The 6,466-nt window shown below is 64.9% G+C and carries 5 protein-coding genes; all 5 read left to right on the top strand.

Features of this window, described 5'->3' with window-relative positions:
- Nucleotides 1-325 precede the first annotated feature (325 nt).
- The 5 genes from B3446_RS22170 (at nucleotide 326) to B3446_RS22150 (ending at nucleotide 6,444) form a co-directional block, all read left to right on the top strand.
- Nucleotides 326-1,195 carry a hypothetical protein gene (locus tag B3446_RS22170; RefSeq protein ID WP_291385045.1) on the top strand — a complete coding sequence of 290 codons (870 nt, stop codon included), beginning with the start codon at nucleotides 326-328 and terminating at the stop codon, nucleotides 1,193-1,195.
- The gene (locus B3446_RS22165; RefSeq protein WP_175124298.1) at nucleotides 1,192-2,178 is read left to right on the top strand and encodes an AI-2E family transporter; all 987 of its coding nucleotides are present in this window, start codon (nucleotides 1,192-1,194) and stop codon (nucleotides 2,176-2,178) included. The genes B3446_RS22170 and B3446_RS22165 overlap by 4 nt, the downstream gene beginning before the upstream one ends.
- Before the next feature lie 73 nt (nucleotides 2,179-2,251).
- Nucleotides 2,252-3,673, top strand: coding sequence for a basic amino acid/polyamine antiporter (locus tag B3446_RS22160; RefSeq protein WP_291385051.1), 1,422 nt, complete (start codon nucleotides 2,252-2,254; stop codon nucleotides 3,671-3,673).
- 16 nt (nucleotides 3,674-3,689) lie between these two features.
- Complete coding sequence (arcA, locus tag B3446_RS22155; protein ID WP_175124296.1) at nucleotides 3,690-4,931, top strand: arginine deiminase; 1,242 nt, start codon at nucleotides 3,690-3,692, stop codon at nucleotides 4,929-4,931.
- An 82-nt stretch (nucleotides 4,932-5,013) separates the two neighbouring features.
- On the top strand, nucleotides 5,014-6,444 hold the full coding sequence (locus tag B3446_RS22150) for a basic amino acid/polyamine antiporter (RefSeq protein WP_291385041.1): 1,431 nt from the start codon (nucleotides 5,014-5,016) through the stop codon (nucleotides 6,442-6,444).
- Nucleotides 6,445-6,466: the final 22 nt, after the last annotated feature.

Raw genomic sequence — 6,466 nt, 5'->3', positions numbered from 1 at the left:
GTGGACAGCAACCGCTATTTCGCGGATGCCAAGGTCTATCCCGAACACTTCGCGCACGACTGGAACCGGTCATTCGTCCTGACGCCGGCGGGAGAGCCGCAGGGCGTGGCTGTGCTGCTGCATGGCCTGACGGATTCGCCCTACAGCCTGCGCCACGTCGCCGCGCATTATCAATCCGTCGGCTACGTGGCGATCGCCATCCGGATGCCGGGCCACGGCACGGTGCCGGGCGGGCTGACGGACGCGCACTGGGAGGACTGGGCGGCCGCGNNGCCTGGCGGTGCGCGAAGCGCGGCGCCGGGTTCCCGCACCCAAGCCGCTGCATATGGTGGGCTTTTCCAACGGCGGGGCGTTGGCGCTGATGCACACGCTGGACGCGCTGGACAATCCCAAGCTCGACAAGCCCGATCGTCTGGTGCTGCTGTCGCCGATGGTCGGCATCACGTCGTTCGCGCGCTTTGCCGGCGTGGCGGGCCTGCCGGCCATCCTGCCCGCGTTCGCCAAGGCCGCGTGGCTGAGCATCGTGCCGGAGTTCAATCCGTTCAAGTACAACTCTTTTCCGGTCCACGCGGCGCGCCAGTCGTTCGAGCTGACGCAGACGCTGCAGGACAGGCTGGTCGCGCAGCAGCGATCCGGCGGCCTGGAGCGTCTGCCGCCCATCATCACGTTCCATTCGGTGCTGGACTTCACCGTTAGCACGCGCGCGCTGATCAACGCTCTGTATGCGCGCCTGCCCGCCAACGGCAGTGACCTGGTGCTATTCGACCTGAACCGCGCCACCAAGCTCGGGCCGCTGTTCCGCCGCGGCGTGGCCTGGCAGCTGGCGGGCACGCTGCCCGGCGAAAAGCGCAACTACCGGCTGACGCTCGTCACCAACGCCAGCCCCACGTCCAGCGCCATGATCGAGCGCGTCATCGAGCCGAACGCGACCGCGGTCGTGGAACGCGCCATCGGCATGGACTACCCGCGCGAGGTCTATTCGTTGTCGCACGTGGCGCTGCCGTTTCCGACCGACGACGCGCTGTACGGCACGCACCCGGACAACATCGAGGAATTCGGCATCAGCCTGGGCGCCATGTCCATGCGCGGCGAGATCGGGGCTTTCGTGATCGGCATGGATACGCTGACCCGGCTGACCTCCAATCCGTTCTATGCCTATCTGGTCAAGCGCGTTGATGGGGTGATACCACGATGATGTCTTTCGCACTGTCCGGCATTTTCGCCATCCTGCTGCTGGGACTTTTGTACCTGGCCAGCCCGGTGTTCGTGCCGTTGACGTTCGCGCTGTTCGTGATCTGCCTGGTCGCGCCGCTGCGCCAGTACCTGGGCCGCAAGATGCCCGCGCCGCTCGCCGCGATCCTCGCGTTGGTGGTGACGCTGGTCGTGTCGGTGGTGTTCCTGTCGCTGGCGGCCTGGGGCTTCAGCCTGGTCGCGCAGTGGGTCATGGCCAACGCCGCGCGCTTCCAGCGCCTGTTCACGCTGGAGACCGAAACGCTGCACCCGCACGGCGCGATGGCGATCCAGATGTTCCAGGACAGCTTCAACGTGTCGTGGCTGGTGCGGGCGATCCAGGAAGTGGCGCTGCGGATCAACAGCATGCTGGGCATGATCTTCATCGCCTTCGTGTTCATTGCGCTCGGGCTGTTCGAATTGGACGAGGCGCCGGAGCGGCTGACCCGCCTGCTGGGCGAGGCAAGGGCGCAGCGCTGGATGGCGGTCGCCCGCGAAGTGGCGAGCAAGCTGCGCTGGTACATGGTGATCCGCACCATCGCCAGCGTGCTGACGGGCGTGACCGTCTGGCTGTTTGCGATCTACGCCGGGCTGGAGCTTGCGACCGCCTGGGGCGGGCTGGCGTTTCTGCTGAACTACATCCCGTTTCTCGGACCGCTGGTGGCGACGGTGTTTCCGGCGTTCTTCGCGTTCGTGCAATACGGATCGTTGCAGACGAGCATTCTGGTGCTGGTGGTCTTGAACTGCATCCAGATCGTCTACGGCTGCTATCTGGAACCCCGGCTGGCCGGCAGCGCGTTTTCGCTGTCGCCGCTGATGGTGATGTTTGCGGTGTTTTTCTGGGGGTTGGTGTGGGGCATACCGGGCACGTTCATCGGCGTGCCGCTTCTTATCACGATGACCACGGTGTACGGCGCCAGCCGCAGTTTGCGCGTTACCCGGGGCTGAGCCGGCCGTCCCGGGCAGCATCCGGGACGGCGGCCGACCTGCTCACGTCTTTGCTCAATACTGGAGGTGCATGATGGAAAGCGGTACTCCCAAGAAGCTTGGATTGCTTGCCCTGACGGGCATGGTGGTGGGGTCGATGATCGGCGCCGGGATCTTTTCGCTGCCCCGGACCTTTGGCGGGGCAACGGGCGTTGTTGGGGCGGTGATCGCCTGGATCATTGCGGGCGCGGGCATGTACACGCTGGCGCGCGTGTTCCAGGCGCTGGCCGAGCGCAAGCCCGACCTGGACGCGGGCGTCTTTGCCTATGCCAAGGCCGGGTTTGGCAATTACCTGGGCTTTCTGTCCGCGTTCGGATACTGGATCGGCAGCTGCATCGGCAACGTGTCGTATTGGGTGCTGATCAAATCGACGCTCGGCGCCTTCTTCCCCGTCTTTGGCGACGGCAACACGGTCATCGCAATCGCTGTGGCGTCCGTGGGCATCTGGATGTTCCACTTCATGATCCTGCGCGGGGTGCAGCAGGCGGCGTTCATCAATGCCGTGGTGACCGTGGCCAAGATCATCCCGATCGTGGTTTTCATCATTGTGCTGTTCGTGGCCTTCAAGGTTGACCTCTTCCGAATCAATTTCTGGGGCGACATGAGCGGCTACAGCCTGTTCGAGCAGGTGAGGCGAACGATGCTGGTGACGGTCTTCGTCTTTCTGGGCATTGAGGGCGCCAGCGTTTACTCGCGCTTCGCGTCGAAGCGTTCGCACGTGGGGGTGGCCACGCTGATCGGGTTTGTGACCGCGCTGCTGCTGATGGTGCTGGTGTCTCTGCTGCCCTATGCCGCCATGCAACAGACCGACATCGCGGCGCTGCGCCAGCCGTCCATGGCGGGCGTGCTGGAGTCGGTGGTGGGGCCGTGGGGCGCCGTGTTCGTCAGCATCGGTCTGCTGATCTCGGTGCTGGGCGCGTATCTGGCCTGGTCGCTGATCTGCGCCGAAGTGATGCACGCGGCAGCAAAGACGGAAGACATGCCGCGCGCGTTCGCCCGCGAGAACAAGAACGGCGTGCCGGTCGTCGCGCTGTGGGTGACCAACATCATCGTGCAGCTTTTCGTCATCAGCACGTACTGGTCACGTGATGCCTTCTCGCTGATGCTCAGCCTGACCAGCGCGATGTCGCTGATTCCGTACCTGCTGGTCGCGGGGTTTGGCTGGCAGCTCGCCAAGCGCGGCGAAACCTATGTCGGCGGCAAGGACCAGAAGCGCGATCTCACGCTTGCCAGCATCGCAGCCGTCTACACAGTCTTCATGATCTTCGCCGGCGGCTTGAAGTTCCTGCTGCTGTCGGCGCTGTTGTATGCGCCCGGGTCGGTCCTGTACTTCTGGGCCCGGCGCGAGCAGGGCCGGAAATTCTTCACCGGCTGGGAGTTGGTCGTTTTCATCGTGGCATGCGTCGGAGCCCTGGCCGCCATTGTTGGCCTGATCTACGGCTGGATTGCCATCTAACGTCTGGGAGCTAGTCATGGCTGATACCGAGGAATTTGGAGTCCATTCAGAAGTCGGGCAATTGCGCACGGTGATGGTCTGCGCGCCAGGACGCGCCCACGAGAGATTGACGCCCTCCAATTGTGATGCGCTGCTGTTTGACGATGTCATGTGGGTAGACAACGCGAAACGCGACCATTTCGACTTCATGACGAAGATGCGGGACCGCGGCGTGGACGTCGTGGAAATGCACAACCTGCTGGCCGAAACGGTCGCAATACCTGAAGCGAAAAAGTGGATCCTGGACAACCAGGTCGTGGCGAACCAGGTTGGCCTTGGCTTGCTCGACGAGATCCGCAGCTACCTGGACGGCTTGCCGGCGCGCAAGCTGGCCGAGACCCTGATCGGCGGGCTGTCGACCGAGGAGTTCCCCGAGTCGATCGGCGGCGAACAGCTCACGCTCATCAAGGAAGCCGCCGGCGTCACGGAATACCTGCTGCCACCGCTGCCCAACACGCTGTACACGCGTGATACGACCTGCTGGATCTATGGCGGCGTCACGCTCAATCCGCTTTATTGGCCCGCGCGGCACGAAGAGACGATCCTGACGTCGTCCATCTACAAGTTCCATCCGCGCTTTGCCGGCAAGGTGAACGTCTGGTGGGGCGACCCCACCGCCGACCATGGACTGGCCACGCTGGAGGGCGGCGACGTCATGCCCATCGGCAACCGGACGGTGATGATCGGCATGAGTGAACGCACGTCGCGCCAGGCCATCAGCCAGCTGGCGGCCAGCCTGTTCGCCAAGAACGCGGCAGACCGGGTGATCGTGGCGGCCATGCCCAAGCTGCGGGCGGCCATGCACCTGGACACCGTGCTGACCTTCGCCGACCGCGATTGCGTGCTGATGTATCCCGACATCGTCAACAACATCCAGGCCTTCTCCTACCGGCCGGGCAGCGCGCCGGGGTCGCTGGAGCTGCACAAGGACAAGGGGTCCCTCGTGGACGTGATCGGCGAGGCGTTGGGCATCAAGAAGATGCGCGTCGTCGAGACCGGCGGCAACGCCTATCTGCGCGAGCGCACGCAGTGGGACAGCGGCGCCAACCTGGTCTGCATCTCGCCCGGGGTCGTGCTGGCGTATGACCGCAATGTCTACACCAACACGCTCTTGCGCAAGGCGGGGATCGAGGTCGTCACCTTTGTCGGCGCCGAACTGGGCCGGGGCCGCGGCGGCGGGCACTGCATGACGTGCCCGATTTCGCGGGATCCCGCCTAGCGGCGCACTGCCGCGCGCGGCCATCCCTTAAAAGGGCGGCCGCGCGGGCGCGCAACCACCGGATCGCTTTCAGGAGAAGAACGTGAGCGGGGAAACTGCCAAACTTTCTCGCATGGCGCTGGCCGCCATGGTGGTGGGATCGATGGTGGGCGCGGGAATCTTTTCGCTGCCCAGCGTCTTTGCGCGCAATACCGGACCGGTGGGCGGCCTGGTGGCCTGGGCCATTGCCGGCACGGGCATGTTGACGCTGGCGATGGTGTTCCAGTTCCTGTCGCGCCGGCGTCCCGATCTGGACGCCGGCATCTTCGCGTATGCCAAGGCCGGATTCGGGCTGTATCTGGGCTTTCTGGCGGCGCTGGGCTACTGGACGGCCGCCTGCCTGGGCAACGTCAGTTATTTCGTCATCTTCAAGGGAACGCTGGGCGCCGTCCTGCCGTTCTTCGGCGACGGCGATACCGTGTCTGCCGTGCTGGTGTCGTCGGTGCTGCTGTGGTCCACCCATTTCCTAATCCTGCGGGGCATCCGGCAGGCGGCGGGCATGAACACGGTCGTGACCATCGCCAAAGTCGTGCCCATCGCCATCTTCATTGTCTTCGCCGCGTTTGCCGTGGACCTGGACGTGCTGCGCGCCAATATTGCCGAAGGGCTCAGCGGCGGGGGCAAGGGCAGTCTTTTCGAGCAGGTGCGCAACACGATGCTGGTCACGGTGTTCGTGTTCCTGGGCGTGGAGGGCGCCAGCGTCTACTCCCGCTACGCCAAGCGCCGCGAGGACGTGGCGGTGGCGACAATCGTCGGGTTCCTGCTGGTGCTGGCGCTGCTGGTGCTGGTAACGATGCTGTCGTATGGCGTGCTGCCGCGCGCGGAACTGGCCTCGCTGCGCAATCCGTCCATGGCGGGCGTGCTGCGGGCCGCGGTCGGACCGTGGGGCAGCATGCTGGTCAGCGTGGGGCTGATGGTGTCGGTGGCGGGCGCCTACCTGGCGTGGATCCTGCTGGCCGCCGAAGTGCTGCGCGCCGCGGCGGGCGCGGGCATCATGCCGTCGTTTCTGGGGCGGGAAAACCGCCACGGCGTGCCCGCGGCGGCGCTGTGGCTCAGCAACGGCATCGTGCAGCTCTTTCTGATCGTTACGCTCTTCACCGAGGACACCTTCGTGCTCCTGAAGAACATGGCCAGTTCGATGAGCCTGATTCCGTACTTCTTCGTGGCGGCGTTCGGGCTGATGCTGGCGGTGCGCGGCGAAACCTATGACGGCTGGAGCCGGCGCCGCAAGGTTGAACTGGGCCTGGCGGTGGCGGCCACGGTCTATGCGGCCGGGCTGGTGTATGCGGGCGGTTTCCGGTATTTCGTCCTGTCTTGCGTCATCTACGCGCCGGGCACCATTCTTTTTCTGATATCGCGCCGCGAGCAGCGCGGCAACATCTTCGCGCCGTACGAGTGGCCGATCCTGCTGCTCGTGCTGGTGTCCTGCGGCATCGGCGTGTGGGCGATCAGCACGGGCAATACGGCGTTCTAGCCGAAAGGGGCAGGGGGCAGCA

Source organism: Achromobacter sp. UBA5777, from assembly GCF_002418565.1.
In the GTDB taxonomy this organism is placed as follows: Bacteria; Pseudomonadota; Gammaproteobacteria; order Burkholderiales; family Burkholderiaceae_B; genus Achromobacter; species Achromobacter animicus.
The sequence above is the reverse complement of the archived record's forward strand: the minus strand, read 5'-3'. Positions and strand labels throughout refer to the sequence as shown.

Bases quoted from the DNA above. Each gene is read 5' to 3' on its own strand.
- B3446_RS22165 (WP_175124298.1), top strand. From the start codon at position 1,192: ATGATGTCTTTCGCACTGTCCGGCATTTTCGCCATCCTGCTGCTGGGA.
- B3446_RS22160 (WP_291385051.1), top strand. From the start codon at position 2,252: ATGGAAAGCGGTACTCCCAAGAAGCTTGGATTGCTTGCCCTGACGGGC.
- arcA (WP_175124296.1), top strand. From the start codon at position 3,690: ATGGCTGATACCGAGGAATTTGGAGTCCATTCAGAAGTCGGGCAATTG.
- B3446_RS22170 (WP_291385045.1), top strand. From the start codon at position 326: ATGGTGGGCTTTTCCAACGGCGGGGCGTTGGCGCTGATGCACACGCTG.